At 74.6% G+C, this 26501-nt stretch carries 23 protein-coding genes and 1 pseudogene; 12 read left to right on the forward strand and 12 right to left on the reverse strand.

From position 1 onward, the window contains the following. The first annotated feature begins 170 nt into the window (after positions 1-170). The 5 genes from mdo to mftM all read left to right on the forward strand — a co-directional run bounded on the left by mdo (position 171) and on the right by mftM (position 6098). Positions 171-1463 carry an NDMA-dependent methanol dehydrogenase gene (gene mdo, locus WHI96_RS14040; RefSeq protein WP_345653666.1) on the forward strand — a complete coding sequence of 431 codons (1293 nt, stop codon included), beginning with the start codon at positions 171-173 and terminating at the stop codon, positions 1461-1463. Between the two features lie 137 nt (positions 1464-1600). Then, positions 1601-2857 carry an AAA family ATPase gene (locus WHI96_RS14045; protein ID WP_345653663.1) on the forward strand — a complete coding sequence of 419 codons (1257 nt, stop codon included), beginning with the start codon at positions 1601-1603 and terminating at the stop codon, positions 2855-2857. A 13-nt stretch (positions 2858-2870) separates the two neighbouring features. Further along, positions 2871-4412: a VWA domain-containing protein gene (locus tag WHI96_RS14050; protein ID WP_345653660.1), complete on the forward strand. Its 1542-nt coding sequence runs from the start codon at positions 2871-2873 to the stop codon at positions 4410-4412. Between the two features lie 250 nt (positions 4413-4662). Then, entirely contained in the window at positions 4663-5265 is a 603-nt protein-coding gene (locus WHI96_RS14055) for a hypothetical protein (protein ID WP_345653657.1), read from the forward strand. Beyond that, entirely contained in the window at positions 5262-6098 is an 837-nt protein-coding gene (gene mftM / locus WHI96_RS14060) for a mycofactocin oligosaccharide methyltransferase MftM (RefSeq protein ID WP_345653814.1), read from the forward strand. The genes WHI96_RS14055 and mftM overlap by 4 nt, the downstream gene beginning before the upstream one ends. Here the strand turns inward: mftM and WHI96_RS14065 are convergent. Continuing rightward, positions 6052-7188: a DUF418 domain-containing protein gene (locus WHI96_RS14065; RefSeq protein ID WP_345653654.1), complete on the reverse strand. Its 1137-nt coding sequence runs from the start codon at positions 7186-7188 to the stop codon at positions 6052-6054. The two genes, mftM and WHI96_RS14065, sit on opposite strands and share 47 nt — an antisense overlap. Beyond that, the gene (locus WHI96_RS14070) at positions 7178-7777 is read right to left on the reverse strand and encodes a hypothetical protein (RefSeq protein ID WP_345653651.1); all 600 of its coding nucleotides are present in this window, start codon (positions 7775-7777) and stop codon (positions 7178-7180) included. The genes WHI96_RS14065 and WHI96_RS14070 overlap by 11 nt, the downstream gene beginning before the upstream one ends. Positions 7778-7887: 110 nt before the next feature. On the opposite strand from WHI96_RS14070, the gene WHI96_RS14075 reads away from it, so the two are divergent. Together WHI96_RS14075 and WHI96_RS14080 are read left to right on the forward strand one after the other, a co-directional pair. Next, positions 7888-9114 (forward strand): sensor histidine kinase, encoded by a 1227-nt coding sequence (locus tag WHI96_RS14075; RefSeq protein WP_345653648.1) that lies wholly within the window; start codon positions 7888-7890, stop codon positions 9112-9114. Next, the gene (locus WHI96_RS14080; protein WP_345653645.1) at positions 9111-9749 is read left to right on the forward strand and encodes a response regulator transcription factor; all 639 of its coding nucleotides are present in this window, start codon (positions 9111-9113) and stop codon (positions 9747-9749) included. The genes WHI96_RS14075 and WHI96_RS14080 overlap by 4 nt, the downstream gene beginning before the upstream one ends. 21 nt (positions 9750-9770) lie before the next feature. On the opposite strand, the gene WHI96_RS14085 is transcribed toward WHI96_RS14080, so the two are convergent. The 5 genes and pseudogenes from WHI96_RS14085 to thiC all read right to left on the reverse strand — a co-directional run bounded on the left by WHI96_RS14085 (position 9771) and on the right by thiC (position 16264). Next, on the reverse strand, positions 9771-10589 hold the full coding sequence (locus WHI96_RS14085; protein WP_345653642.1) for an FAD binding domain-containing protein: 819 nt from the start codon (positions 10587-10589) through the stop codon (positions 9771-9773). Continuing rightward, positions 10586-11146, reverse strand: a complete 561-nt coding sequence (locus WHI96_RS14090) for a (2Fe-2S)-binding protein (RefSeq protein WP_345653639.1) — start codon at positions 11144-11146, stop codon at positions 10586-10588. The genes WHI96_RS14085 and WHI96_RS14090 overlap by 4 nt, the downstream gene beginning before the upstream one ends. Then, positions 11143-13402: pseudogene (locus WHI96_RS14095) on the reverse strand (xanthine dehydrogenase family protein molybdopterin-binding subunit). The gene WHI96_RS14090 and the pseudogene WHI96_RS14095 overlap by 4 nt, the downstream one beginning before the upstream one ends. Positions 13403-13579: 177 nt before the next feature. Next, positions 13580-14431 (reverse strand): bifunctional hydroxymethylpyrimidine kinase/phosphomethylpyrimidine kinase, encoded by an 852-nt coding sequence (gene thiD / locus WHI96_RS14100; RefSeq protein WP_345653636.1) that lies wholly within the window; start codon positions 14429-14431, stop codon positions 13580-13582. Between the two features lie 195 nt (positions 14432-14626). Then, a complete protein-coding gene (thiC, locus tag WHI96_RS14105; protein ID WP_345653633.1) occupies positions 14627-16264 on the reverse strand; it encodes a phosphomethylpyrimidine synthase ThiC in 1638 nt (545 codons plus the stop codon). Positions 16265-16463: 199 nt separating this feature from the next. Here thiC and WHI96_RS14110 point away from each other — a divergent pair, with 199 nt between their 5' ends. Beyond that, entirely contained in the window at positions 16464-16895 is a 432-nt protein-coding gene (locus tag WHI96_RS14110; RefSeq protein WP_345653630.1) for a nitroreductase family deazaflavin-dependent oxidoreductase, read from the forward strand. 46 nt (positions 16896-16941) lie between these two features. On the opposite strand, the gene WHI96_RS14115 is transcribed toward WHI96_RS14110, so the two are convergent. Next, positions 16942-19059, reverse strand: coding sequence for an FtsX-like permease family protein (locus WHI96_RS14115; RefSeq protein ID WP_345653627.1), 2118 nt, complete (start codon positions 19057-19059; stop codon positions 16942-16944). Continuing rightward, a complete protein-coding gene (locus WHI96_RS14120) occupies positions 19056-19868 on the reverse strand; it encodes an ABC transporter ATP-binding protein (RefSeq protein WP_345653624.1) in 813 nt (270 codons plus the stop codon). The genes WHI96_RS14115 and WHI96_RS14120 overlap by 4 nt, the downstream gene beginning before the upstream one ends. Before the next feature lie 121 nt (positions 19869-19989). Between WHI96_RS14120 and WHI96_RS14125 the strand changes: the two genes are divergently transcribed. Both WHI96_RS14125 and WHI96_RS14130 read left to right on the forward strand, forming a co-directional pair. Then, positions 19990-21144, forward strand: coding sequence for a sensor histidine kinase (locus WHI96_RS14125; RefSeq protein WP_345653621.1), 1155 nt, complete (start codon positions 19990-19992; stop codon positions 21142-21144). After that, entirely contained in the window at positions 21141-21785 is a 645-nt protein-coding gene (locus WHI96_RS14130) for a response regulator (protein WP_345653618.1), read from the forward strand. Before WHI96_RS14125 ends, WHI96_RS14130 begins: the two co-directional genes overlap by 4 nt. Before the next feature lie 10 nt (positions 21786-21795). Here the strand turns inward: WHI96_RS14130 and WHI96_RS14135 are convergent, their stop codons facing one another. Then, the gene (locus WHI96_RS14135; RefSeq protein WP_345653615.1) at positions 21796-22062 is read right to left on the reverse strand and encodes a hypothetical protein; all 267 of its coding nucleotides are present in this window, start codon (positions 22060-22062) and stop codon (positions 21796-21798) included. 106 nt (positions 22063-22168) lie between these two features. Further along, entirely contained in the window at positions 22169-22750 is a 582-nt protein-coding gene (locus WHI96_RS14140) for a peptide deformylase (RefSeq protein WP_345653612.1), read from the reverse strand. Between the two features lie 205 nt (positions 22751-22955). Between WHI96_RS14140 and WHI96_RS14145 the strand changes: the two genes are divergently transcribed. Both WHI96_RS14145 and WHI96_RS14150 read left to right on the forward strand, forming a co-directional pair. Further along, a complete protein-coding gene (locus WHI96_RS14145; protein WP_100878847.1) occupies positions 22956-23273 on the forward strand; it encodes a DUF3263 domain-containing protein in 318 nt (105 codons plus the stop codon). Positions 23274-23289: 16 nt separating this feature from the next. Beyond that, positions 23290-24024, forward strand: a complete 735-nt coding sequence (locus WHI96_RS14150) for a LytR C-terminal domain-containing protein (protein WP_345653608.1) — start codon at positions 23290-23292, stop codon at positions 24022-24024. Between the two features lie 107 nt (positions 24025-24131). Here the strand turns inward: WHI96_RS14150 and WHI96_RS14155 are convergent, their stop codons facing one another. Beyond that, complete coding sequence (locus tag WHI96_RS14155; RefSeq protein WP_345653605.1) at positions 24132-26492, reverse strand: AAA family ATPase; 2361 nt, start codon at positions 26490-26492, stop codon at positions 24132-24134. Positions 26493-26501: the final 9 nt, after the last annotated feature.

The following is a 26501-nucleotide window of genomic DNA, read 5'->3' on the forward strand; positions in this document are numbered from 1 at the left end:
CAGGCCCTCCCCGTCACCCGGGCCGAGGGCGACCCCACCACGCACCCCCCCGTTCGGAGGGGGAACCTGCCCGGTCTCCCGAGGGGTAATGGCGATCACCCCTGTGCCCGCAGCCACAGGGGTCCTAGCGTGCGGTCTCGACCCATCCACCTGCCTCAGAAAGGGCTGACATGCAGGTAGACGAGCTGCTCAAGCCGTTCCCCATCAAGGAGTTCCACCCGTTCCCCCGTGCACTCATGGGTCCGGGGTCGCACGAGCTCATCGGCCCGGAGGCCCTGAAGCTGGGCTTCAAGAAGACCCTGGTCATGACGTCGGGCCTGCGCGGCACCGACATCGTCAACAAGATCGTCGAGTCGATGAAGTACCACGGCCTCGAGGTCGTGCTGTACGACAAGGTCGAGTCCAACCCCAAGGACTACAACTCGATGGACGCCGTCGCGTTGTACCAGCAGAACAAGTGCGACTCGTTCGTCTCCATCGGCGGCGGCTCCTCGCACGACGCCTGTAAGGGCGCCCGGATCTCGGTCGCGCACGACGGCCGCAACGTCAACGAGTTCGAGGGCTTCAACAAGTCCGAGAACCCGGCGAACCCGCCGCACATCGCGGTCTCCACCACGGCCGGTACCGGCTCGGAGACCTCGTGGGCCTACGTCATCACCGACACCACGACCGACCCCGACAACCCGCACAAGTACGTCGCGTTCGACGACGCCTCGGTCGCCACGCTGGCGATCGACGACCCGGTGCTCTACTACGACTGCCCGGTCGACTACACCGCGCAGTGCGGCTTCGACGTGCTCGCGCACGCCTCCGAGCCCTACGTCTCCCGGCTGAACTTCCAGCCGTCGCTGGGCAACGCGCTGCACGCGATCAAGCTGACCAGCCAGCACCTGCGTGCGGCCGTGTGGAACGGCCAGGACCTGGCCGGCCGCGAGGGCATGATGTACGCGCAGTACATCGCCGCCCAGGCGTTCAACTCGGGTGGTCTCGGCATCATCCACTCGATCTCGCACGCGGTGTCGGCGTTCTACGACACCCACCACGGCCTGAACAACGCCATCGCGCTGCCCCGCGTGTGGGCGTTCAACATGCCCGTCATGTACGAGCGCTTCGCCGACATCGCCGAGGCGATGGGCGTCGACACCCGCGGCATGACCAAGCCGCAGGCGGCCGACGCCGCGCTGGCCGCCTCCATCCGGCTGCTGCGCGACGTGGGCATCCCGGAGAAGTTCGCCGACGTCACGCAGGACTCGTACTCGAAGAACCGGCTGGGCCAGGGCCCGACCAAGTTCTACGAGAACGCGCCGACGATCATCGGTGACGCGGCCGACGTCGACCGCATCACCAACCACGTCCTCGGCGACGCCTGCACCCCGGGCAACCCGAAGGAGTGCACGTTCGAGACCGTCCGCCCGGTCGTCGACCACTCCATCAACGGTGACCTGGACGACCTGCTGACCTGATCCGCAGGTCGGTACGTCCACCATCGCTCCAGCGGGCCCAGTCATCCGAGGTCATACTCGGGCGGGTGGGCCCGCTGGCTGCGGCTCCGCTCTTCTCCGCACCAGAGCCGGTGCGGGCCCTTGAAGGAGATACCCGCGTGTCCGAGGCTGTCGTCCCCACTGTGACCGAGGCGGCGGACGCCGTCGCCTCGATCGGCCCGTTCGAGTCCGTCGACCAGGTGATCGAGACCCTGCGCGAGCAGGGTTACATCGCCGACACCCGCCTGGCCACGACGGTGTTCCTGCTGACCCGGCTGGACAAGCCGCTGCTGCTCGAGGGGCCCGCCGGGGTCGGCAAGACCGAGCTGGCGAAGATGCTCGCCGTCGCCACCGGACGCCGGCTGCTGCGCCTGCAGTGCTACGAGGGCCAGGACGAGACCAAGGCCCTGTACGAGTGGGACTACGGCAAGCAGCTCATGTACACCCAGATCCTCCGCGAGAAGATCGGGCAGCTGGTCGAGGACGCCCCCGACCTCGCCGCCGCGGTCGACCGCATCGGGTCCCAGGAGAGCGTGTTCTTCTCCGAGCGCTTCCTCGCCCCGCGCCCGCTGCTGGAGGCCATCCGCTCCGAGCAGCCCGTCGTGCTGCTGATCGACGAGGTCGACCGCGCCGACGAGGCCCTCGAGGCCGTGCTGCTGGAGACCCTCGGCGAGTTCCAGATCTCCGTCCCCGAGATCGGCACCTTCGTCGCCGAGCAGCGCCCGTACGTGCTGCTGACCTCGAACAACACCCGCGACCTCGCCGCCGCGCTCAAGCGTCGCTGCCTGCACCTGTTCCTCGACTACCCGTCGGCCTCCCGCGAGCTGGAGATCGTGAAGTCGAAGAAGACCGGGCTGTCGGACCAGCTGGCCGAGGAGCTCGTCAACGTCGTGCGCGGGCTGCGCGAGCTGGAGCTGCGCAAGTCGCCATCGATCTCGGAGACCATCGACTGGGCACGCACGCTGGCCGTGCTGGGCGTCGACGAGCTGAGCTCGCAGATCCTGTCCGACACCGTCTCGGTCGTCGTCAAGTACGACAAGGACGTCAGGAAGGCGCTGGACGCGCTGCCGCGCCTGGTCGACCCGAACGCCGTGGTCGACGACCACGGACACGGGCACGGCCACGGACACGGCCACGACGGCGACCACGACCACGGCACCCCGGCCCCCCGCGCCGCCGTCCGGCACGACGACCCGGACGACGGCGACGTCGACGGCCGCGGCAAGCGGACCGGCAAGGACAACGCGGGGCGCCACCACGACGGCTACGGCAACAAGGCCGCCGCGGGGAACCCGAACGCGCAGCAGAAGGTGCGCTCGGTGACGCCGGGCCAGGGCGCGCGGTCCTTCGGCGGCTCCCGCAAGCGCCCGGTCTGATCGGGGCGTCGGCGTGGAAGCGAGCATCCACCGCTTCGTCCGGCTCCTGCGGATCCGGTCGGTACGCATCTCGGTCTCCGAGGCGCTCGACGCGATGGCCTGCGCCGCCCAGCCCGGGGTGCTGTCCGACCGGTCGGTGCTGAAGGAGGCGCTGCGCATCGCGCTGGTCAAGGACCGCCGCGACGAGGCGACCTTCGACGAGGTCTTCGACCTGTTCTTCGCCCTGGTCAGGGTGGGCGAGGCGGACACCGGCCACGGTCACGGGCACGGGCACGGGGACCTGAGCGACGACACCCCGCTGGAGAACTTCACGCTGTCCGAGGAGCCGTCGGAGACCCCGCAGGAGGGGCACGACCACGGCGCCCCGGCCGACATCAAGGAGTTCTTCGACCCGGAGGACCTGGCCGAGCAGTACAACCTGCACCAGGAGGCCAACAAGATCGACATGGCGTCGATGACGGACGAGATCGTGCTCTCCAAGGAGCAGGCCAACGACGTCACCGACGGCCAGCGCGTGCAGATCGAGACCGACCGGTTCTCCGGCGGCGGTCAACCCGGTGACATCTCCCAGCAGCAGGGCACCAAGGTCGACGCCGACCTGTCGGTCGCCCAGCAGGACGCGCTGCTGGGCTGGCTGAACTCCGAGGAGGACCGGCTGTCGGAGGAGGAACAGGGCACCGAGGACGACGCCGCCGCGCTGCGCCGGCGTCTCACCGGGGTGCTCGACAACCTCCCCGAGCTGCTCAAGGCCCACCTGGAGAAGCTGCTCGCGATCGAGCAGCGGATCGTCGAGGGCCACGACGACCCCGAGCACGTCGCCGAGGTCGACCGGGCGAACGAGGCCGAGCGGATGCAGCTGGAGGACTCGCTGCGGCGGCTGGCCAAGTCGCTGCACGGCGCGCTCACCCACCGCAGACGGGTCTCACCCCGGGGCCGGATCGACTCGGCCCGCACCATGCGCAAGAACATGCGCTACGACGGCGTCCCGTTCTCCCCGGTCACCGTGCAGCGCCAGGAGGACAAGCCGCGCCTGGTGGTGCTGGCCGACGTCTCGCTGTCGGTGCGGGCCACCGCGCGGTTCACCCTTCACCTGGTGCACGGGCTGCAGGACCTGTTCGGCCAGGTGCGCTCGTTCGCGTTCGTGGCCGACCTGATCGAGGTCACCGACCTGTTCGCCGACCACCCCGTCGAGCACGCCCTCGGGCTGATCTTCGGGGGCGACCAGCTCGACGTCGACGCCAACTCCAACTACGGCCTGGCGTTCGGCCAGTTCCTGGAGGACCACGGCTCGGCGGTCACCCGCCGGACGACGGTGCTGGTGCTCGGCGACGGTCGCGGGAACGGGAACGACCCGAACATGGAGGCGTTCGTCGAGATCACCCGGCGGGCGCGGGAGACGATCTGGCTGACCCCGGAGCCGCGGTACTCGTGGGGGCTGGGTCGCTGCGACCTGCCCGCCTACGCCGAGTACTGCGACCGCGTCCGTGTCGTGCGGGACCTGTCCGGTTTCGAGGCGACCACCAACGAGATGGCCGGCGAGCTGATCGGCCGCTGACCCGCACCGGAGCCCGACCCCGCACGGCACGACCGGCCCCCGGGCTCCCTCCTGCACGAGCGGGCCGTTCGCACGAGAGGTTCGTGCGAACGGCCCGTCCGTGCGGCCGGGAGACTGCCCGGCTGCAGAACCATCGGGACGACCCCGCGCGTCGCGCCGGGCGCCCGGGATGGGCCGTTCGGCCGATCTCGCACCGCTCGGACGCCCTCCCGGCGTAGCATCGGACCTCCCCTTGGAAGGCGGGCCGGGTGTGATGGGTGACGGTGGGCTGGTCGTCCGTGTCGTCGGCCGCGCGTGCACGGCGTTGTGGGGCTACACCCCCGGTGTGATCCCCGCGATGGTCGCCACGATGGGCAGCGGACCCGCGCTGCGCTGGTTCGCCGCGAACTTCCCGCGCTTCCTGGTCACCCTGCGCGTGCTGGGCCCCGTGCGCACCCACCTCGCCGGGCTCACGATCTCCCTGGTGAACGGGTGCACGTACTGCGCCTACGGTCGCGCGCACGCCCTGGAGCTGATCCACCTGCGTGACCGGGACCGCCTGTTCCCGCTCGACGCCCGCACCCTGGAGAGCTGGAACGGCCTGTCCCGCCGCGAGATCGGGCTGCGGCTGCGCGGCGTGCTCGAGGAGGCCGGGATGCACGCCGAGGTGATCTGGGTGGACCGCACCCTGGCCCTGCTCGACGGCGCCCCGCCCGTCGACGCCGACGAGCGCCGCATCGCCCACCTGTGCCGGATGGTCGGCACCATGAACGCGATCGCCGTCGCCGCCGGGACCGTCCCGGACGGCGCCCACGACCCGGTCAACAAGGACGCCGGGCTGAAGGCCCGGCTGCTCGCCGCCCAGGGCGCCTGAGGACCCGGACACCGGGTCGCGGCCCCACCGTCCGTACGGGGAGGGACCCGGCCGTCGGACGTGGTGGGCGTGCCCACGACCACCTAGCGTGGAGTCGGTCCCCGCGCGCACAGGAGCGATCCATGATCGGAACCGACCGGCTCTCCAACGACCTCGCCGGCTGGCTGGACCGCACCCTGGTGCAGCCCGGGATCCTGCCGCCCGAGCGCTTCGAGGAGGCGTTCGTCGCCTGCGTCGCGAGCGCCGCGAAGGACCCCGAGCTCCCGGACGACGCGTGGCTCGCCTTCTACCGCAACACCCTCGACGCGCTGGCCGGCGAGCCCGGGCCGGGTGGCACCAACGCCGAGATGGCGCCGGTGCACGCCCGCGCGCGCTCCCTCGTGCTGGGCGAGGAGGTGCTGGAGCTCGGCTGCTGCTTCGGCTTCCTGTCGCTGCAGCTGGCCCGTGACGGTCACCGCGTCACCGCCACCGACCTGACCGGCGGCACCGTCGAGCTGCTGACCCGGATGGCGGCGCAGCTCGGCGCCGACGTCGAGACCCACGTCGCCGACGCGCGTGCCGTCGCCCTGCCCGACGGCTGCGCGGACACCGTGTTCGCCGTGCACCTCGTCGAGCACCTGTCCGAGTCCGACGGCGACGAGGTCGTCGTCGAGATGCTGCGCCTGGCCCGGCGACGAGTGGTCGTCGCCGTCCCGTTCGAGGACGAGCCGAACCCCGCCTGGGGCCACGTCCGGGTCTTCGACGAGCGCGTCCTGACCCGGATCGGGGAGCGGACCGGCCGCCCGTTCACGGTGTCCGAGCACCACGGCGGCTGGCTGGTGATCGACCTCTGAGCAGGGCGTGGGTGAGCGCCTCCAGCGGCCCGCGGTCGTGGCGGCGCAGCCACCACCCCGCCGCCACCGCCGACCCGGCGACGACGAGGACCCACACCCCGACCACCGCCCCGGTCCGCAGCGGCGCCGCGACACCGGCGAGCGCCCCGGCCAGGCCGAGCCCCCAGGCGCCGAACAGCACCGCGGCCAGCACGTTCTGGCCGACGTAGCAGGTCATCGCGGTCCGGCCGAGCGCGGCGAGCCCGCGCCGCACCGGGCCGGCCGGGCCCCGCAGCCGGGCCAGGACCTCCGGGACCAGGCCGAGCAGCCCCAGCGCGACCAGCGGCGCCACCAGGTAGCGCTCGACGAGGAACCACGGCGCCCCACCGAGCGTGGTGACCACGTTCAGCACCACCCCGGCCACCCCGGCGGCGACCAGCCGGCGCCGCAGTGCGGCGCCGCCGTCGTCGAACAGGCCGGCGCGCAGCAGCGCGGATCCGGCCAGGAACAGCACCACCGCCGACGGGACGATCAGCACCACCTCGATCCGGTACAGCAGCGGGTCGGCCAGCCGTGCGGCCACCTGCCCGGTCCAGGTCGCCGGGTACGGCGGGAGCGGCACGTCGGCGCCGGTGCTCCCGGCCGTCGCGGCGGTCGCACCGCCCACCAGCAGCACCGTGACCGCCCCGGCGACGCAGGCGGCCGACACCCGCACCCGCGCGGACCGCCCCACCAGCCACGCGACGAGCAGCGAGGCGATCGCGTAGCCCATCAGCACGTCGAACTCGAAGACCAGCACGTAGTGCAGCAGCCCCTCGGTGAACAGGATCGCGACGCGGGCGAGGTAGCGGCCCGGCCACCGCAGCCCGCGGCGGACCGCGGAGCGGTACTGCAGCTCCATCCCGATCCCGAACAGCAGCGTGAGCAGCGCGAGGAACTTCCCGTTCGCGACGGCGCGGAGCGCGGTGTCGAGCCACCAGCCCCCGGTGAACCCGGCGAACACCGCGCCCGGCCCGCGCGGGTCGGCGAACACCCAGACGTTCGTCGCGAAGGTCCCGGCGATCGCGAGGCCGCGCAGCACGTCCGGGGCGGCGAGGCGGTCACCGGACACCGGTGCGCTCCCGGTCGCCGGTGCTGGGGAAGACGGTCGCCCACAGCGGCCCCACGACGAACCAGATCCCGGCGACCAGCGACGCCGTCGCGAGCCAGGACCACATCGGGTCCTCCGGCCAGGCAGCCGGCTCCGGGAACGCGCGGCCGCCGGCCACCGACAGCAGGACCAGCACCGCCGCCGTGACCACCCAGGCGGCGACGACCTTGCCGTACTCGCGCCACTCGTACCGCGTCCGGGCGACCCCGCCCCGGGGCGGGCGCACCGGTGCCGGGCCGCCCGCGACGCGGTGGGCGACCCGGACGTCGGCCCACCGCACCAGCGAGTGCCCGAACGCGACGGTGATCCCGAGGTAGAGCGCGGCCAGCCCGTGCACACGCGACGGCGCGCCGCCGGTCGCCAGGTCCGCCGTCGAGGCGGTGACCAGCACGAGGTCCATCAGCGGCACCCCCAGCAGCAGCACCGCCCCCAGGCCCCGGCGGCGCAGCCCGTAGCGCGCCCCCAGCCCGGCCAGCAGGAACACCCAGAACCCGATCTCGGCACCGACGATCAGCCACAGCAACGGCTCGGCGAACAACGACTCCCCCATGTCCGGTGATCGTGCCGACCCGGCCGCGGTGCCGCGTCCGGCGGGCGACCGATCCGCGCGTACCACCTTCGACGGACGCCGCGCGGGCGCCGGACGTGCTGGGATGGGGTGTGATCACGTACCTGGTGAACCGCGACGGCGGCGCACCCTCGGTGCTGCGGGACGCCGGAACCGGCGTGGTGTGGTTCGTGGTCGGGCTGCTGCTGGTCTGGGCGCTACCCGACGCGGGGATCACCTGGTGGGGCGCGGACACCGGGGCGACGGGCGCGTCGCTGCTGGTCATGGGGCTGGGCTGCGCCGCGTCGGCGGTGCGCCGGATCGCGGTGCCCGCCGGGCTGCTGGTCGGCACGGCGGCCCTCGTCGCGGGCCCCGTCCTCGGCGGCCGCACCGAGATCGGGACCGTGCTCGTGTTCACCGACCTGCTCTACTGCGCCGTGGTGTTCCCGCCGCGGCGCACCGCGCGGGCGGTCGCCGTCGCCGCCGGCGGGATCGCCACCGTCCTCGGTGTCGCGGCGCTGCTCGCCGCGGGAACCCGCACCGGCACCTACGCCGTACTCAACCTGACGCTGGTCGTCGGGCTCCCGCTGGTCTGGGGGCTGGAGGTGCGCCGGTTCCGGGACCTGGCGGCCGTCGAGCGGGAGCGGGCCGTCGCCGTGGCGCGGACGGCGGCCCGGGAGCGGGACGCCGCCGTCGCCGCGGAGCGTGCCCGGATGGCCCGCGACCTGCACGACGTCGTCGCCGGGCGGCTGTCGGCGATCGCACTGCAGTCCGAGGCGGCGCTGCAGCCCGGCGCCGACCCGGCGCTGGTCCGGCGGGTGCTGGGGACGGTGCGGTCCTCCGGCGTCGCCGCGCTCGGGGAGATGCGCACGATGATCGGTCTGCTGCGCGACGGCGACACCGCCGACCCGCCCGGGGCGCCCGCCCGGCTGTCCGAGGTCGACGCCCTGCTCGACGAGGCCCGCGCCGCCGGACTGTCCCCCGTCCTGCGCGACGGGCGCGGCGCGGCCTCGCTGCCCGCCCCGGTCGACCTCGCCGGTTACCGCATCGTGCAGGAGTCGCTGACCAACGCCGCGAAGCACGCGCCCGGCTCGGAGGTGAGCGTGCGCCTGACCCTCACCGACGATCCCGGGGGCCGGCTGCTCGTCGAGGTGCGCAACGGTCCCGGCCGCCGTCCCGCGGCGGGCCCGGGGCTGCACGGCGGTACCGGGCTCGACGGGCTGCACGAGCGGGCACGGGCCGTGGGCGGCACCCTGCACGCGGGCCCCCACGACGACGGCTGGCAGGTCCGGGCCGACCTGCCCCTGGACCCGACGATCCCGACGGAGGTGGAGCGGTGAGCATCCGGGTGGTCGTCGCCGACGACCAGCAGGCCGTCCGCACCGGGCTGGTGCTGATCCTCGGCTCGGCACCGGACATCGACGTCGTCGCCGAGGTCGCCGACGGGCTCGCCGCGGTGCGGGCCGCCGCCGAGCACCGGCCCGACGTGGTGCTGATGGACATCCGGATGCCCGGCATCGACGGCATCGAGGCCACCCGGCGGATCCTCGCGGCGGGGTCCGCGCAGGTCCTGGTGCTGACCACGTTCGACCTCGACGAGCTCGTCGACGGCGCGCTCGCGGCGGGTGCCGGCGGATTCCTGCTCAAGTCGGTCGACGCGACCCGACTCACCGACGGGGTCCGGGCGGTCGCCCACGGCGAGGGCGTGCTGGCGCCGGAGGTGACCCGGCGGGTGATCCGCCGCTACGCGGGGGCGCCGCGGCCGTCGTCGGTGCCGGGGCTGGAGAGGCTCACCGCACGCGAGACCGACGTGCTCGCCGGGCTGGGCCGCGGGCTCTCGAACGCGGAGCTGTCCGCGGAGCTGGTGATCTCGGAGGGGACGACGAAGACGCACGTCTCCCGGGTGCTGGCGAAGCTGGGCCTGCGCTCCCGCACCCAGGCCGCGATCGCCGCCCAGGAGGCCGGGCTCGGGTGAGCCCGGCCCCCGGGGTGCGGCTCAGCCCGTGCCGCGCGCCGTCTCGAGCGCGCGCCGGGTCAGCACCTGCACCAGGTGGGTGCGGTAGGCGACCGACCCGTGGGTGTCGGCCGGCGGCTCGGCGCCCTCGGCGGCCAGCGCGGCCGCCTCGGCGACCGACTTCCCGGCCCGGAGGGCCTGCTCGGTCGCGGACGCCCGCAGCGCGGTCGACCCCATGTTGACCAGGCCGATCCGGTCGTCGGACACCGCGACGGCGACGATCGCCCAGTCGTTGCTGCGGCGGGTGAACTTCTCGTAGGCCCAGCCCCTGTCGCCGCAGCGCGGGATCCGGATCTCGACGATCAGCTCGTCGGGCTCGCGGACGGTGGTGAACACACCGGTGTAGAACTCACCGATCGGCACGGACCGCTTCCCGCGCGGCCCCTGCAGGACGACGACGGCGTCCAGCGCGAGCAGCGCGGCGGGCAGGTCCGCGGCCGGGTCGGCGTGGGCGACGGTGCCGCCCAGCGTGCCCCGGGCCCGGATCTGCGGGTCGCCGACGGTGCGGGCGACGGCCCCGAGCAGCGGGACCTCCGCCGCGACCTCGGCCGAGTCGACGATGTCGCGGTGCTTGGTGGCGGCACCGACCGCGAGGTCGTCGCCCTCGACGCGGATGTAGCTCAGCTCCGGCAGCCGGCCGATGTCGATCAGGAACTCGGGCGCGCCGAGACGCACCTTCATGACCGGGATCAGTGAGTGCCCCCCGGCCAGGACGCTGGCGTCCTCACCCTTCTCGGCGAGCAGCGCGATGGCGTCGTCGAGGGTGTCGGGACGGGCGTAGTCGAACGCGAGGGGGATCATGCGCGGGCCTCCTCGGCGGACTCGCCGCGGGAGAAGGCGGGCGCCGTCCGCAGCGCGTCGGACTCGGCCTCGGCCTTCTGCGCGGCGTCCGGGTCCTTGCCCGCGGCGACGAGCACCGCGCGCACGATGTTGTGGTAGCCGGTACAGCGGCAGAGGTTGCCCTCCAGGCCCTCGCGGACCTTCCGCTCGTCCAGGTCGTCGTCGTGGCTGATGAGCGAGACCGCGGACATGACCATGCCCGGGGTGCAGAAGCCGCACTGCAGCCCGTGCTCGGACCGGAACGCCGCGGTGACCGGGTGCTCCGGGCGGCCCTGCGACGCGCCCTCGAGCCCCTCCATGGTGGTGACCGACTGCTGGTCGGCCTGCACCGACAGCACGGTGCACGACTTCACGGCGTCGCCGTCGAGCAGCACGGTGCAGGCACCGCACGACGTGGTGTCGCAGCCGATGTTGGTGGCCTTCAGCCCGACGGTCTCCCGCAGGTAGTGCGCGAGCAGCTGGCGGGGCTCCACGTCGGCGCTGGTGGACTCGCCGTTGACGGTGATCTCGACCTTCATTCGGAGGCCTCCTGGATGGCTTCCCAGACCCGCATCGGGGTCAGGGGCATGTCGATGTGCGTGACGCCCAGGTGGGAAAGGGCGTCGATGACCGCGCTCTGGGTGGCGGGGGTGGACCCGATCGTCCCGGCCTCGCCGATGCCCTTGTAGCCCATCGGGTTGACCGGGGTGGGGGTCGCCATCTCGACCAGGTCGAAGCTGGGCAGCTCGGCCGCCGAGGGGATGCCGTAGTCGGCGAAGGTGCCGGTGAGGGGCTGGCCCTCCTCGTCGTAGATCACCTCCTCGAGCAGCGCCTGCGCGATGCCCTGGGCGATCCCGCCGTGCCGCTGCCCGTCGCAGAGCAGCGGGTTCAGGATGGGACCCGCGTCGTCGACGGCGACGATCTTCTCGACCGTGACCTTGCCGGACTCGGTGTCGACCTCGACGACGCAGACGTGCGCGCCGAACGGGAAGGTCGGCTTCTTGCCGTCCCAGGTCGTGTCGACCTTGAGCTGCTCGGCGGCCGCCAGCTCGGCCAGGGTCACCGACGTCGCGCCGGGGACGCCCCTGACCGTGATCGCGGCGTTCGTCGGGTCGAGCTCCAGGTCGTCGACGCCCGCCTCGAGGAGCTCCGCGGCGCGCTGCTTGGCCAGGTCGATGAGCTCGGCCGAGGCCTGGTGCACCGCGACGCCGCCGGTCTGCAGCGACCGCGACCCCATGGTGCCGCCGCCGCGCGGGACGAGGTCGGTGTCGCCGTGCTTGACGGTGATCTTCTCGATCGGGACGCCGAGCTGGTCGGACGCGAGCATCGCCCACGCCGTCGCGTGCCCCTGGCCGTGCGGGGACGTGCCGGTCAGCACGGTCACCGAGCCGTCGGGGTGGACCTCGACCGAGGCGTCCTCGGCGAACGCGCCACCACCGGTGATCTCGACGTAGGAGGAGACGCCGATGCCGATCTGGCGGGCGTCACCGGACTCGCGGCGGGCCTTCTGCTCGGCGCGCAGCCGGTCGTAGCCGGCGTTCTCCAGGGCGAGGTCGATCGCCTTGGCGTACTCGCCGGAGTCGTACTCCACCCCGCCCTTGGTCTGGAACGGGAACCGGTCCGGGGCGACGACGTTGAGCTTGCGGACCTCGGCCGGGTCCGTGCCGATCTCGGCCGCGAACAGGTCCATCGCGCTCGATCGCGGCGGTCGCCTCGGGGCGGCCGGCGCCGCGGTAGGCGGCGACCGAGGTGGTGTTGGTGACGACGGCCTTCGCGCGGGAGTCGACGTGCTCGATGTCGTAGGTGCCGGGCGCCATCATCCGCGTGAACATCGGCAGGAAGGTGCCCAGGCGCGGGTAGGCGCCGAGGTCCTGCACGACGTCGAGCCGGTAGTGGGTGACCCTGCCCGCGCGGGTGCCGCCGATGGTGACGGTCTGGCGCTGGGCGCGGCCCTGCACCATGCCGGTCATGTTCTCGGAGCGGGACTCGTTCCAGCGGACCGGCCGGCCCTGCCGGCGCGCGAGCCAGGCGACGAGGGCGAACTCGGGGTCGGACCCGATCTTCGCGCCGAAGCCGCCGCCGACGTCCGGCAGGACGACCCGCACCTTCTCCTTGTCCAGGCCCAGCCAGCCGGCGATCTCGTCACGGCCGCCCTGGGCGTTCTGGTTGGACATGTAGACGGTGACGCGGTCGCCCTCCCAGAAGGCGCTCGCGGCGCGGGTCTCCAGCGGGGCCGCGGCCAGGCGCTGGTTGACCAGGTCCCGGGTGACGACGACCTCGCAGCCGTCGAAGAACGACGCGTCCTGCTCCTCGTCGTACCCGTAGGCCGCCGCGGTGTTGGTCCCCGCCTCGGGGAACAGCAGCGTCTCGTCGCGGTCCGCGACCAGCGGGTCGATCACCACGCCCAGGGGCTCGTACTCGACGTCGACCAGCTCGGCCGCGTCCTCGCCCTGGTAGAACTCCTCGGTGAGGACCGCGGCGACCGGCTCGCCGACGAACCGCACGCGGTCGGTCGCGAGGAACGGCCGGGTCATGGCCTTGTTCGCGCCCGGGAACAGCAGTGCCGGCGCGATGTCGAGGTCGGCACCGGTGACGACGGCGACGACGCCGGGCGCCGCGAACGCCGCCGAGGTGTCGATCGACGTGATCGTCGCGTGGGCGAGCGGGGAGCGGACGAGCGTCAGGTGCAACGCCCCGGTCAGCCGCTCCTCGGTCAGGTCGTCGGTGTAGGTCGCGCCGCGCGTGAGGAAGACCGGATCCTCGGTGCGGACGACGCGGGTGCCCAAGATGCTCATCGGACGCGAGCGTATACATCCCCACCCACGTGTGCGACGCAGAGCACACCGCCGATCCGCAGGTCAGGGCACCCTCCGCGGAACGACGCGCGGACCCGGAGCCGCATCTGCGGGCCCCGGCGCCCGACCGTCCCCGACCTCGGGTTGTTGAGATCGCATCCATCCCGCGGGCCGGGGTCAGCTCGGGTCGTCCCACCACGGCCGTCCGGCCCAGAGCGCCGAGACCGGGCCGTGCCCGGCGCCCAACGGGTAGGCGTGGCGGACCGCCTCGACGATGTAGTGCTTGCCGAACCGCACGGCCGCCTCCAGGTCCAGCCCGCGGGCGAGCCCGGACGCGATCGCGGCGGCCAGGGAGTCCCCGCCGCCGTGGGTGTGGCCGGTGTCGAAGCGCGGGCCGGGGAGCTCGACGGCGGTGTCGCCGTCGTAGAGCAGGTCCAGGCAGCCGTCGGTGTCCTCGGCGAGGTGGCCGCCCTTCACCAGGACCGCGCCCGGCCCCAGCGCGTGCAGCGCCGTCGCGGCGGCGTACTGCCCGTCCCGGTCGTGGACGTCGTGCCCGACGAGCAGCCGGATCTCGTCGAGGTTCGGGGTGACCAGCGTGGCCCGCGGGAACAGGACGTGCCGGTAGGCGTCCAGCGCCTCGGCGGCCAGCAGCGGGTCCCCGTGCATCGAGGCCGCGACCGGGTCGACGACGAACGGCGTGGCCAGACCGGCGCCGATGCCGCATCCGTCGCAGGCCCGCGCGACGGCCTCGATGATCTCGGCGTTCGCGAGCATCCCGGTCTTCGCGGCCTGCAGCCCGATGTCGGAGGCGACCGTGGAGATCTGCCCGGCGATCGTGTCGACCGGGATCGTGTGCACGCCGGTGACGCCCACCGAGTTCTGCACGGTCACCGCGCAGACGGCGAGGCAGCCGTGCACCCCGCAGGCGGCGAAGGTGCGCAGGTCCGCGGCGATGCCCGCGCCGCCGCCGGAGTCGGTCCCGGCGATGGTCATGACCCGCGGGGGTGTGGTGCCGACGGTGGGTTCCATGGACGTGTCCTCCCTGGCCGGCATTACCCGGCCGGTACGCGGTCGGCGACGCCGGTCCGGTGGGACCCGGCCGCCCTCTCAGCCCGCCTGCTCCGCGAGCTCCCGCGTCGTGCGTGGTCGCCGACGACGGTAGACGGTGCCGGGGCCGCGGGTGGGATCCCCGCGGCCCCGGCGGTGCACGTCCCGGTCCGGGCCTCAGTCCGTGGCGGAGATCGGCAGGTACACCCGGCCGCCCTCGTCCCGGAACTCCCCGGACTTCTCCGCCATCCCGGCCTCGATCGCCTCCACACTGGTCAGCCCGTGCGCCTCGGCGTAGTCCCGGACGTCCTGGGTGATCTTCATCGAGCAGAACTTCGGCCCGCACATCGAGCAGAAGTGCGCCGTCTTCGCGGGCTCGGCCGGCAACGTCTCGTCGTGGTAGGCGGTCGCGGTGTCCGGGTCGAGCGAGAGCGCGAACTGGTCACGCCAGCGGAACTCGAACCGGGCCTGCGACAGGGCGTCGTCGCGGGCCTGGGCGTGCGGGTGACCCTTGGCCAGGTCCGCAGCGTGCGCGGCGATCTTGTAGCTGATCACTCCGACCTTGACGTCGTCGCGGTTCGGCAGCCCGAGGTGCTCCTTCGGCGTGACGTAGCAGAGCATCGCCGTCCCTGCCTCGGCGATCCGGGCGGCGCCGATCGCCGAGGTGATGTGGTCGTAGCCGGGTGCGATGTCGGTCGCCAGCGGGCCGAGGGTGTAGAACGGCGCCTCGTCGCACCACTCCTCCTCCAGCCGCACGTTCTCGACGATCTTGTCCATCGGGACGTGGCCGGGGCCCTCGATCATCACTTGGACGTCGTGCGCCCGGGCGGTCCGGGTCAGCTCGCCGAGCGTGGCGAGCTCGGCCAGCTGCGCCTCGTCGTTCGCGTCGGCGATGGAGCCGGGGCGCAGGCCGTCGCCGAGGGAGAAGGTGACGTCGTAGCGGCGCAGGATCGCGCAGAGCTCGTCGAAGTGGGTGTAGAGGAACGACTCGGCGTGGTGGGCCAGGCACCACGCGGCCATGATCGACCCGCCGCGGGAGACGATCCCGGTGACCCGCTTCGCGGTGAGCGGGACGTGCCGCAGCAGCACCCCGGCGTGCACGGTCATGTAGTCGACGCCCTGCTCGCACTGCTCGAGCACGGTGTCGCGGTAGACCTCCCAGCTCAGCCGGGCCGGGTCGCCGTCCACCTTCTCCAGCGCCTGGTAGATCGGCACGGTGCCGATCGGGACCGGCGAGTTGCGCAGGATCCACTCGCGGGTCTCGTGGATGTCGCGCCCCGTGGACAGATCCATGACCGTGTCCGCGCCCCACCGCGTCGCCCACACCATCTTCTCGACCTCCTCGGCGATCGAGGAGGTCACCGCGGAGTTGCCGATGTTGGCGTTGACCTTGGTGAGGAACCGCTTGCCGATGATCATCGGCTCGCACTCGGGGTGGTTCACGTTGGCCGGGATCACGGCCCGGCCGCGGGCGACCTCGGAGCGGACGAGCTCCGCGTCGCACCGCTCGCGGACGGCGATGTAGGCCATCTCGGGGGTGACGATCCCGGCCCGTGCCCAGGACATCTGGGTCCCCGGCTCCCGTGACCCGACCCACGGCTCCCGCAGCCGGGGCAGCCCGGCGTGCAGGTCGACGGTCGCGTGGGAGTCGGTGTACGGGCCGGAGGTGTCGTAGACGTCGTGGTGCTCACCGGTGGAGAGGGCGATCCGCCGGACCGGGACGGTGATGCCGTCGGGTCCTTCGATCCAGGCCTTGGCCGACCCCTGGATCGGGCCGGTGGTGACCTGCTGCGGACGCACTGGTGCCGTTGTCATGACGGTCCTCCCTGGCCGGCATTACCCGGCCGGTTCTGCGGTCGGCGACCGACGAGTCGCCCTCTCAGCCCCGCGCGACGGAGCTCCCGCGTGTTCAGTTGGTCGTGCACCCGCACCGTAGGCACCGTCCGGCGACGCGCACCAGCCCCTCACCCGGCTGCGAGGAATGATCACCGGTGGTATCGGGTTCCCCACCGTTATGACGCAGAACGCTGAGCTCTCCCCGACCGACTGGGTCCGCGAGCAGACCGAGAAGATCCTCGAGAACGGCACCACCGAGGGCGTCACGGTCATGGACCGTCCGATCATCCTGGTCACGACGACCGGCGCGAAGTCCGGCAAGCAGCGCTACGTGCCGGTGATGCGCGTCGAGCACGGCGGCTCCTACGCGATGATCGCGTCCAAGGGCGGCACCCCGGAGCACCCGGCCTGGTACCACAACGTGGTCGCGAACCCGCAGGTCCAGGTGCAGGACGGCACACGGACCGGCACCTTCGTCGCCCGCGAGGTCACCGGCGACGAGCGCCAGGAGTGGTGGGACCGCTCCGTCGAGGCCTACCCGCCCTACGCCGAGTACCAGCAGAAGACCTCCCGGGTCATCCCGGTGTTCGTGCTGGAGCCCGCGAGCTGAGCCCGGCGCCCGCGTGCCCGGTCCGCACCGGGCACGCGGGCGGCCCTCAGGCGGCGGCGACGCCGTGCGCGGGCTCGACCCGTCCGGCGCGGCGCATCGGCCCCACCGAGGCGACCACCGCGACACCGACCACCACCGCGGCCAGCCCGGCGAGCTGGCCCAGCGGCAGCGCCGTGAGCGCCCCGATGCCGGTCGCCTTCAGCGCCAGCACGCCGTAGACACCCCCCAGCACCACGCCGAGCACCGCCGCGACCGCGCCGGCCAAGGCCGCCTCGAACGCCACCGCCCGCCGGGCCGCGGCCCGGGACAGGCCCAGCGTGCGCAGCAACGCGATCTCCCGGGTCCGCTCGCCGACCGACAGCGCGAGGGTCACCCCGACCCCCACGACGGCGACGAGCAGGGTGATCCCGACCAGCCCCAGCCCGATCCACCGCACGGCGCCGACCGCGGACTCGGTCTGCTCCCGTATGTCGGCGGTGAAGCCGACCGACGCCTCGCCCGCCCCGCGCACCACGGCGGTGCGCACCGCGACCGGGTCCGCGCCCGGCACCGGGTCGACCAGCACGATGCCGTCGTCTGACCGGGCGGTCAGCTCCGGTGCCGCGTCGAGCCGGGCCGCCAGCTCCGCGGGGTCCTGTTCGGCGGGGTCGGCGAACACCACCATGTCGGCCGGGTAGTTCCGCTCGATCGACTCCCGCGCGTCGGCCGAGGCGCCGGCCACGCCCACCAGCAACGCCGCGGTCAGGCCCACGCCCAGCGACAGCACCGTCGCCATCGCCGCGGTGCGCCGCGACATCCGCCGCGCGTTGCCGACCGCGATCCGCCCCGGCGCCCAGCGCGCGACGACCGGCGCCACCAGCGCCGCCGCCCCGGACACCACGAACGGTCCGGTCACCACGAGCGCCGCGAACACCAGCATCCCGGACAGCGCAGCCAGCGCCGTCCCCGCCAGCGGGCTCCCCATCCCCACCCCGGCGACGGCGAGGACCACGGCCAGGACGAGCGCGACCGCGGCGAGCGGCAGCCGCACCCGGGCCCGCGGTGCGCGGGCACCGCTCGCGTCCGCCGCGCCGAGCGCCACCACCGGCGGGGTCCGCCCGGCGGCGAGCGCCGGCGCCAGCGCGGCCAGCACCGTCACGACGACGGCGAGCAGCACGCATCCCGCGAGCCTGCCCCACGGCACCGCCGGCGCCGGGAGGTCCACACCGGACGCCCCGGCCACCGCCGGCGCGGCCCACCCGCCGCCGACGGCGACGAGCGCGCCCCCGACCCCGGCGACCAGGCCGGTGAGCGCGGCCTCGGCGAGCACCGAGCGCGTCACCTGCCCGCGGCTGGCGCCGACGCACCGCAGCATCGCCAGCTCGCGGGAGCGGCGGGCCAGCACGATCCGGAACGTCGAGGCGACCACCACGGCGGCCGCGACCAGCGCCAGCCCGACGAACACCGACAGGCCGGCCAGCACCGCGTTCGCCGACGTCGACGCCGACGCGAGGTCCTCGTCGCGCTGCTCGTCCGCGGTGCGGACCTGCACGACGCCCGGGGTCGCGGCCAGCGCGGCCGGATCCGGATCCCCGGCGAGGGCGATCCGGGAGCCGTACAGCCCGGCGGCGGCCGGGTCGTCGTCGGCGACGACGAGCACGTCGCCGTACTCCGCGCCCACGGGGACCACCCCGGTGACGGTCAGCGTGCGGTCCCCGACGCCGACGGTGTCACCGGGGACGAGCCCGGTGCGGTCCGCGGTGCCCGCCCCGAGCAGCGCCTCCCCCGGCCCGGCCGGCAGCCGGCCCGCCGTCACCGGGGCCAGCCCGTGCAGCGGCCCGGTCATCGGGTCGGTGGACAGCATCCAGCTCCCGCTCGCACCGCCCGCGACGACCGAGGCGATCCCCGTGCGGGACACCGACGCCGCGCTCACCCCGGGCACCTCCCGCAACCGGTCCGCGACGGCGGCGGTGCCGGCTCCCTCGTCGCCGTCGGTCTCGACGGCGAACGTCGCGCCGGCGGGCAGCGCGGACGCCCCGTCGACGAGGTCCGCGCGCAGGGTCGCGGTCAGCAGCACCGCGCCGGCGGCGAACACCGTCGCCACCAGGACGGCGAGCCCGGTGAGCAGCAGCCGGCGCGGGCTGCGGCGCGCCCCGGCGACGGCGGCGCGGGTGGCCGGGTTCACCGGGCCACCGGCCCGGTGGCCGTGACGTCGGACAGGGCGGGGTCGTCGGCGCCGGTCAGGGCGCCCATCGCGGACAGCACCCGGTCCGGGGTGGGCCGGTCCAGGCGGCCGGCGGCGCGCCCGTCGCGCAGCAGCAGGACCTGGTCCGACGCGGACGCGGCGAGCGGGTCGTGGGTGACCATGACGACGGTCTGCCCGTAGTCGTCGACGCAGGCCCGCAGCAGGCCCAGCAGCTCGCGGCCCGAGCGGGTGTCGAGCGCACCGGTCGGCTCGTCGGCGACGACGATCTCCGGGCGCCCGAGCAGGGCCCGGGCCACGGCCACGCGCTGGCGCTGCCCGCCGGACAGCTCCGAGGGCAGGTGGGTCAGCCGGTCGGCGATGCCGAGGCGCTCGACGAGCTCGGCCCGCCACGCGTGGTTCGGTCTGCGCCCGGCGAGCGAGGCGGCGAGGTCGATGTTCTCGCCCGCGGTGAGGTGCGGGAGCAGGTTGCCGTCCTGGAACACGAAGCCCATCCGGTCGCGCCGGACCCGGGTCAGGGCGGTGTCGTCCAGGCTCCCGAGGTCGGTCTCACCCAGCAGCACCTGCCCGGACGTCGGCCGGTCCAGCCCGGCCAGGCAGTGCAGCAACGTCGACTTGCCCGATCCGCTCGGCCCCATCACCGCGGTGAACCGCCCCGCCGGGAGCCACAACGTGACCCCGTCGAGCGCGCGCACCGCGGCGCGGCCCCGCCCGTAGGTGCGGACCAGGTTCACCGTCGCCGCGGCGACCTGCGACGGCACGGCGGCCGGATTCCTCAACCCCTCGATCATGACGCTCACGGTGCCGCTCGGCGGGGGTCCGGGGCATCGGCCCGTGGTAGGGCGTGCCCGAACGGGTCGTCGTACTTCCGGCCGAGGCCCGGCGGCCGGGACGCGTCCTACGGTGTGCTCCATGCGCTCCGGAACCCGCCGCGGCCTGCCCGTCCTGGTCGGGCTGGAGCTGCTCCTCTACCTGTTCTGGGCCGGGTGCGACGCCGTGCTGGGCCTGGGCTTCGGGTCGCACTGGCAGCCCAGCGGCGCGGTCTACGGCCTGCTCGTGGCCGGCGTCGTGCTCACCCGGCACCGGACGGGTACCCGGCGGACCGGGACCGCGACCGTCGCGTTCGGACTGTCCGCGGGCGGGTCCGTCCTGGCCCTGGGCACCGGCGGGGTCCCGTTCGTGTCGCTGACCGAGCTGTTCGCGCTGGCCGTCATCACGGTGGCGACGGTGCGGACCGCGCCGGTCCGGGTCGTGCTCGGGACGGCGGTGGCGTCGCTGGTGGTGATCGTGGGCATGCCGCTGATGCGCGTGCCGGGGATCGACCGCGAGGTCTTCGCGAGCCTGACCGTCGTCGGGTGGGCCGGGACGCTGGTCGTCGCGACGGCGTCGCGCGAGCTGTGGCAACGCCGCTCCGCCCGGCTCGCCCAGGCGCGCAACGACGAGCGCCTGGAGCTGGCCCGCGAGCTGCACGACACCGTCGCCCACCACGTGACCGCGATCGTGGTGGCCGCGCAGGCCGGGGTCGTCGTCGCGGGGAGCCGCCCGGAGGAGGCCGGCCGGGCGCTGGAGTCGATCGAGCGGGCCGGCGCCGAGGCCCTCGACGGGATGCGCCGCATGGTCGGGGTGCTGCGCGCCGGTGCCGACGGCGGCGCCGACCGCGCCCCGGGGCACGACATCGCCGACGTCGACGACGTCGTCGCCCGGTTCGACCCCGACCGCAGCCGCACCCGGCTGGAGATCGCACCCGAGGTGCGGACCGCCGTGCTCGGGCCCGCGGTCGCGGCGACCGCGTTCCGGGTGGTGCGCGAGGCCCTGACCAACGTGCACCGGCACGCCCCCGGCGCGACGACGGTGTCGGTCGGTGTCCACCTGCAGGCCGGGAGACTGGTGACCGTGGTGCACAACGACGGGACCGGGACCGAGAACCCGCTGCGCGACCCGGGCGGGTTCGGGCTGGCCGGGATGCGTGAGCGGGTGGAGGCCCTCGACGGCTCGCTGCACGCCGGGCCGGACGGGCCCGGCCGGTGGATCGTCGTCGCCGAGGTCCCCGCCGGGGCGGGTCGGTGACCGCGATCCGGGTCCTGCTCGCCGACGACCAGGAGATGGTGCGCACCGGCTTCGGGCTGATCCTCTCCGCCGAGGACGGCATCGAGGTCGTCGGCGAGGCCGCGACCGGCACCGACGCCGTCGCCCTGGCCCGCGAGCTGCGCCCGGACGTCGTGCTCATGGACGTCCGGATGCCGGGGACGGACGGGATCGCCGCGACCCGCGCGCTGAGCGCGGACCCGTTCCCCCCGCGGATCGTGGTGGTGACGACCTTCGACCTCGACGAGTACGTCTACGGCGCGCTGCGCTCGGGGGCCTGCGGGTTCCTGCTGAAGACGGCGGGCCCGCGGCTGCTCGTCGAGGCGGTCCGGGCCGCCGCGGCGGGCGACGCGCTGGTGTCGCCGTCGGTCACCGTGCGGCTGCTGGAGCGGCTGACCGAGCCGGAGCCGGCCCGCGCCGAGGTCCACGCCACGCTGTCGCCGCGCGAGCTGGAGGTGGTGAAGGCGGTGGCCCGGGGCCGGACGAACTCCGAGATCGCCGGGGACCTGTTCGTGTCGCTGTCCACGGTGAAGACCCACATCGCGAACATCGGGTCCAAGCTGGACGCCCGCAACCGGGTGGAGATCGCGGCGTGGGCGTGGGAGAACCGGCTGGTCGAGTAGGGCCGGGCCCTCAGGCCCGGGCCGCGCTCCGGCCGACCGGGGCGAGCGGGGCGAGCGGCGCGGGGATCCGCAGCGGTGCGGCGACGTCGCCGAGCGCCTCCGGGTAGGCGGCCGGCGCGACCGGCAGCGCGGGGACGTCGGAGTCGAGCACGGCACCGGCGGAGCGGGCGCGGTCGTGGTCGGAGGCGCGGGCGTCCCACAGCTCGAACAGCGGCTGCGCGGCCATGACCAGCAGCACCGCGAGGACGGGGGCGACGGCGAGGATCGGAAGCAGCATGGGGACCACGGTGCCCGCCGGCGCCACCCCGCCACATCGGCCGCGGGGCCGGTCTCGCGGGTCGACCCCTAGTACCGGGGTATGACTCCCGGGGTCGGGCCCGGGGTCATCCCCGGGGGACGTCCTCGGCCTCGACGGCCGACGGGTCCCACGAGTCCGACGGCGCGCCCCAGCCGTTGCGCTTGAGCATCTTCTTCGCCGCGCGCTGGTGGCGGCCCATCAGCCGGTCCAGGTACAGGTGACCGTCGAGGTGGTCGGTCTCGTGCTGCAGGCACCGGGCGAAGAAGCCGCGCCCCTCGTAGGAGACCGGCTCGCCGTCGAGGTCGGTGCCGGTGACCCGGGCCCACTCCGCCCGGCCGGTCGCGAAGTTCTCGCCGGGCACCGACAGGCAGCCCTCCTGGTCGTCGTCCGCGTCGGGCATGACCTCCGGGATCCCGTCGGTCTCCAGCACCGGGTCGACCACGAGGCCGCGCCGCATCGTGCGCGTCTCCTCGTCGGGGCAGTCGAAGACGAACAGCCGCAGGTCCACTCCCACCTGGTTGGCCGCGAGCCCGACGCCGTTCGCGGCGGCCATCGTCTCGAACATGTCCTCGACCAGCGTCCGGACCGTGTCGTCGACCGTGCCGACGGGGCGGGTGGGGGTGTGGAGCACGGGGTCGCCGACCATGCGGATGCGCAGAACCGTCACCGGAGCAGCGTACGGTCGCCGTCGGACGTGACCCGGCCGGGCGGTTTCGGTCTCGTCCGACCCGCCGTCCAGGGCGCGTCGCAGCCCGGGACCGTCGGTCCCCTGTGGTTGAATCCGCACCGCGAATGACAGACGTGTCGTTCGTCGTCGCGGCGCCCGGGCGGGGCCGCCGCAGCACGAGATCGTCGTCCGCTCGAGGAGCGTGATGGAGTCCGCCGGGTCCTTGCCGGAACGCCGCGGAGCGCACCGGCGCACCGCTGCCGCGTCCCCCCGCGAGCTCGACCGTCGCGAACGCGAGATCCTCGCGTTCGAGGCTCAGTGGTGGAAGTACGCGGGTGCCAAGGAACAGGCGATCCGCGAGCTGTTCGACATGTCGGCCACCCGCTATTACCAGGTGCTGAACGCCCTGGTCGACAAGCCCGAGGCGCTGGCGGTGGACCCGTTGCTGGTCAAGCGTCTGCGCCGGCTGCGTTCCAGCAGGCAGCGCACCCGCGCCGCCCGTCGCCTCGGCCTCGAGCCCTGACAGCCAGGAGGTCACGATGACCGCACCCGCGTCCGGTGGACAGTCACCGCTGAAGATCGCCGGTATCGCGCTGATCGGCGTCGGTGTGGTCGCCGCTGTCGTCGGCCTGATCGGCCTCACCGGCGGCGGTGAGGACGGCGGCAACCAGGCCGCCGCGCCGCCGCCGGCGTCCGCCGCGCCGCCGCCGGAATCCGCCGAGCCCGCTCCGGGCGGCGACGGCACCGCACCGGCACCCGCGCCCGGCGAGGGCACCACTCCGGGTGCGCCCGGTACCCCCGGCGCCCCCGGTACCCCCGGCGCCGGTGGCGAGCCCTCGCCGTTCACCCCCGGTGCGCCCGGCACCCCCGGCTCCCCGGGCTACGACGGCGCCGGCCCGGCCGTCGCACCACCGCCCGCCGCGGGCTCCGGCGCCGCGGGCCAGGGTGGCTCCGGCTCCGCCGCCGGCGAGGGGTCCGCCGTCGCGGCCCGCCCGGTCGTGCGGATCTACAACAACTCGACCATCCGCGGTCTCGCCGAGAAGGCGGCCGGGGAGTTCCGCTCCAACGGCTGGACCGTGTCCCAGGTGCAGAACTACTCCCAGGGCGTCATCCCGAGCACGACCGTCTACTACCGGCAGGGCACCGGCGAGAAGGCCGCGGCCGAGGAGATCGCGAAGAAGTTCGGCATCCGTTCCGAGCCCCGCTTCGACGGCATCCAGGACGCGACGCCCGGCGTCATCGTCATCGTGACGCGGGACTTCTCCGCCGCCTGACCCGAACGACCGCAGAACGGCCCCGGACGATCCGTCCGGGGCCGTTCTGCCGTTCCGGTGACGCTGTGCCGGGGCCGCTGTTCCGGTGCCGCGTCCCCTGCGGCGGCTCAGCCGTCGCTGCGGCGGCGGGCGTAGGCCTCCAGCTCGGCGACCTGGGCCGGGTCCAGCGACGCCCGGACCGTGCGGCGTGCCGTCGCCAGATGCGCGGCGGTCACCTCGCCCGCGTCGAGGGACTCGCGCATCGCGGTCAGCGCGGACTCGCGCAGCAGCGCCGCGCAGTCCGCGGCCGAGTAGCCGTCCAGTTCGGACGCGAGCGCGTCGAGGTCCACGTCGTCGGCCAGCGGCACGTCGCGGCCCGCCGCGCGCAGGACGTCCGCCCGCGCGTCGGCGTCCGGCGGCGGGACGAACACCAGCCGCTCCAGCCGGCCCGGGCGCAGCATCGCCGGGTCGATCAGCTCGGGCCGGTTCGTCGCCCCGACCACGACGACCTCGCGCAGCGGTGTCGCGCCGTCCAGCTCCGTCAGCAGCGCGGCGACGACGCGGTCGGCCACCCCGGCGTCGGTGGAGCCGCCGCGGCGCGGGGCGAGCGCGTCGACCTCGTCGAGGAAGATCAGTGCGGGAGCGGCCTCGGCCGCCCGGCGGAACAGCTCGCGGACCGCGCGTTCGGACTCGCCGACGTACTTGTCGAGCAGCTCGGCGCCCTTCACCGCGAACACGTTGAGGTCACCGGAGCCGGCGAGCGCACGCAGCAGGAACGTCTTGCCACCACCCGGCGGGCCGTAGAGCAGCACCCCGCGCGGGGCGTCGACCCCGAGCCGGGCGAACGAGTCCGGGTGGCGCAGCGGCCACAGCACGGCCTCGGTGAGGGCCGCCTTGACCTCGGTCATGTCACCGACGTCGTCGAGGGTGAGGCCGCCGCTGCCCAGCGTGCCGCCACCGGACAGCGAGATCGGGCGGACCGAGCCGACGGCGTCGAGCAGATCGGACTGGCGGACCAGCTCGGTGGGTTCGGGGCCCGTGCCGCGCAACGCCGCGCTCACCGCGGCCTCCCGGCGGACCGCCGCGAGGTCGGCGACGACGAAGCCGGGCGTGCGGGCGGCGACCGCGCCCAGGTCGACGTCGTCGGCGCGGGGCACGTCGGCCAGCAGACGCTCCAGCAGCGCGCGCCGGGTCGCGGCGTCGGGCAGGCCGACCGACAGCTCGCGGTCGACCAGGTCGGGCGCCCGCAGCCGCGGGTCCAGCGCCTCCGGCTCGGCGCTGGTGACGACGAGTGCGGGCCCACCCGGCGCGGTCGCCGCGCGCAGCTCGTCCAGCACCAGGGTGGCCAGCGGCGGCGGGTCGGTGGCGGGGAGCAGAGCGTGCGCGTCGTGCACGAGCAGCACCGCGGGTGCGTCGGTGCGCGCCCCGCCGGTGCGGGCCTGCGCGATCGCCGCCCGGACCCGCTCGGCCGCGGCGGCCGGCTCGACGGCGGCGACGGCCGGTGCGACGAGCTCGACACAGCGGGCGCCCGCCGCCGCGGCCGCGCTGCGCACCAGGGTCGCCTTGCCCGCGCCCTCCGGCCCGGAGACGAGCACGCCGAGCCGGGCGTCGCCGCCGAGCCGGGTCAGCAGCTCCGGGCGCCGGAACATGAGCTCGAACCAGTCCAGCAGGCGGCGGGCGACGGCCTCGTTCGCGGCGAGGTCCTCCAGCGGCAACACGGGCTCGGCGGATCCGGCGGGAGCGGGCCCGGCGGGGGCGTCGGGTCCGACCGCGGCCCCCGCTGCTCCCGGGGTCACCGCGGCAGGTGTGGAGGGGGCGGCCCCGCCCGGGACGGGGACACCGGGTCCGGGAGCTGCCGGACCGGTGACGGCCGGTACGCCGGAACCGGGGCCGCGGAGCGCGCCGGGGGCGGTCGGGGCGGGGTCACCGGTGTCGCGGCCGCCCTGCCAGCCCACGACCGTCGACGGCGTCACCACGACCGGGCCGGCCGGGTCGGCGACCGCGACGGTCAGCAGCTCCGAGGTCCACGTCCCGCCGACGGCCGCGGCCAGCGCACGCCGCACCGAGCGGACGTCGGCCCCGGCCACCGGGGCGATGTCCTGCGGGAGCAGGGACACGGCGTCGCCGCGGACCAGGACCTTGCCCATCAGGGCGAGCCGCAGCGTCGCCGGGGCGACCGTCGCGGTGGTCAGCGCGGACCCGACCAGGCGCACCTCGCGGGCCGCGGTGACCGGCGCCGGGGCGACGACGACGGTCGCGCCGTCGGTCAACCCGGCGTTGGAGAGGGTGACGTCGTCGAAGCGGGCCTGACCGTGCGGGTCGCCCGGCTCACCGGCGACGGCGAGCGCCGCGGTGACCCGGGCCCCGGTGAGGGTCACCGCGTCCCAGGAGCGCAGGCCGAGCGCCGCGAGCACCTCGGGGTGCAGCCGGACGACGCCGCGGCGGGCGTCGGCGGCCGCGGGGGCCAGTCGGGCGACGAGCTCCAGCACGGGCGGTCC

Source organism: Pseudonocardia tropica (assembly GCF_040105315.1).
Classification (GTDB): domain Bacteria; phylum Actinomycetota; class Actinomycetes; order Mycobacteriales; family Pseudonocardiaceae; genus Pseudonocardia; species Pseudonocardia alni.